Source organism: Peptoclostridium litorale DSM 5388, assembly GCF_900141635.1.
GTDB lineage: Bacteria > Bacillota > Clostridia > Peptostreptococcales > Peptostreptococcaceae > Peptoclostridium > Peptoclostridium litorale.
Genome location: NZ_FSRH01000036.1, coordinates 1 through 1,534, shown reverse-complemented (window position 1 = coordinate 1,534; position 1,534 = coordinate 1). Strand labels below are relative to the sequence as shown.

General features: G+C 36.3%; 2 protein-coding genes. Both read left to right on the top strand.

Annotated features, from left to right (window positions below; genetic code table 11):
* Positions 1-75: 75 nt before the first annotated feature.
* Complete coding sequence (gene istA, locus BUQ87_RS14885) at positions 76-1,299, top strand: IS21 family transposase (protein ID WP_242943862.1); 1,224 nt, start codon at positions 76-78, stop codon at positions 1,297-1,299.
* Positions 1,293-1,534, top strand: a 242-nt coding sequence (locus tag BUQ87_RS14880; protein WP_278309063.1) for an ATP-binding protein, incomplete at its 3' end; no start/stop codon positions are given. The genes istA and BUQ87_RS14880, both read left to right, overlap by 7 nt.

The following is a 1,534-nucleotide window of genomic DNA, read 5'->3' as shown; positions in this document are numbered from 1 at the left end:
ATAAAAAACGGTATACTCACTTTAAGAATGAGTCTGAAGGAGTGAGGTCCCGTGATAAAAATGGAGGAAATTTTCATGATAAGAGATATGAAAAATCAAGGTTTGTACATTAAAGATATTGCTCAAATAATGGGCAAGAGTTCTAAAACCATAAGCACATGGCTCAATCAAAACAAGGCTCCTGAATATAAGCGGACAAAAAAGAAACCGTCTAAGTTAGACTCGTATAAAAACTATATCATGCAAAGGATGAACGAAGGATGTTTCAACGCAGTTGTCATATATGAAGAAATACAGAGCCAAGGATACACGGGTAAAATAACCATATTAAGGGATTTTATGAAACCCCTGAGAAAAAATAGAATAGCAAAAGCAAGCTCACGCTTTGAAACCGCTCCTGGAAAACAAGCTCAAGTTGACTGGGGAGAATTTAAGTTTGAATATGAAGGAAAAGAGAAGAAAATCCATGCTTTTGTAATGGTTTTAGGTTATTCGAGAAAAATTTATGTTGAGTTTACAGAAGATGAGAAAATCGGCACTCTCATAGGCTGTCATGAAAGAGCATTTGAATATTTTGGCGGTGTATGCGAGACTATTCTTTATGACAACATGAAAACCGTTGTTAGCCATAGTAATAAAGCTGGCGAAGCCAAATGGAACAAAACTTTCTTAGCTTTCGCTAATCACCACGGCTTTACGCCGGTCAGATGCAGGCCGTATTCGCCAAGAACAAAAGGAAAAGTTGAAAACGGGGTCAAGTATGTACGAAATAACTTTTGGCCCAGAGTGAGAGAATTCTCAGGTATCAGTAATCTAAATGAAAGGGCTATTAACTGGGCGGATCAGACAGCAAATAAAAGAATTCATGGAACATTGCACGAAGTGCCCGATAAGAGATTTGAACTCGAAAAGCTGAAGCCTTTTAATGAGATTTCTTTCGAAAGCAGCTATGCTGAAGAAAGAAAAGTATCAAATGACTCGTTTGTATCCTACAAGACTGTAAGATACTCAGTTCCATACAAATACGTTGGAAGTTATGTAAGTGTAAAAGATTTGAAAAATGGGAAAGTCGAAATTTATTCAAGTGACAATAAGTTGATTGCAAGGCATGAAAAATCATTTGAAAAGTATGGACTGGTAAAAGATAAAAAGCACTTTGAAGGTATTATATCTGGAAATCATGAAAAGGTCGCCCCCACAGCTCCTAAATTGATTCCAAAACAAATCCCCAAAGTGCACGAAAGACCACTTAGTATTTATGATGAACTTCTTGATGAAGGGGTGATGAGTAAATGCTAAACGAAAGACTATTAGCTGCATTTGAAGAATTGAAATTCATGTCCATTCCACAAATATATGATCATCACGCAGAAGAAGCATCTGAAAACAGTATATCGTATCTTGAATTTTTAGACAAGCTCCTATGGGCTGAAATTGAAGCAAAAAGGCAACGTGCTATAAAGACAAACATAAAACTTGCAAAGCTGCCATATTTAAAAACGATTGATGAATTTGACTTTGAATTCCAACCAAG

Bases quoted from the DNA above. Each gene is read 5' to 3' on its own strand.
- istA (WP_242943862.1), top strand. From the start codon at position 76: ATGATAAGAGATATGAAAAATCAAGGTTTGTACATTAAAGATATTGCT.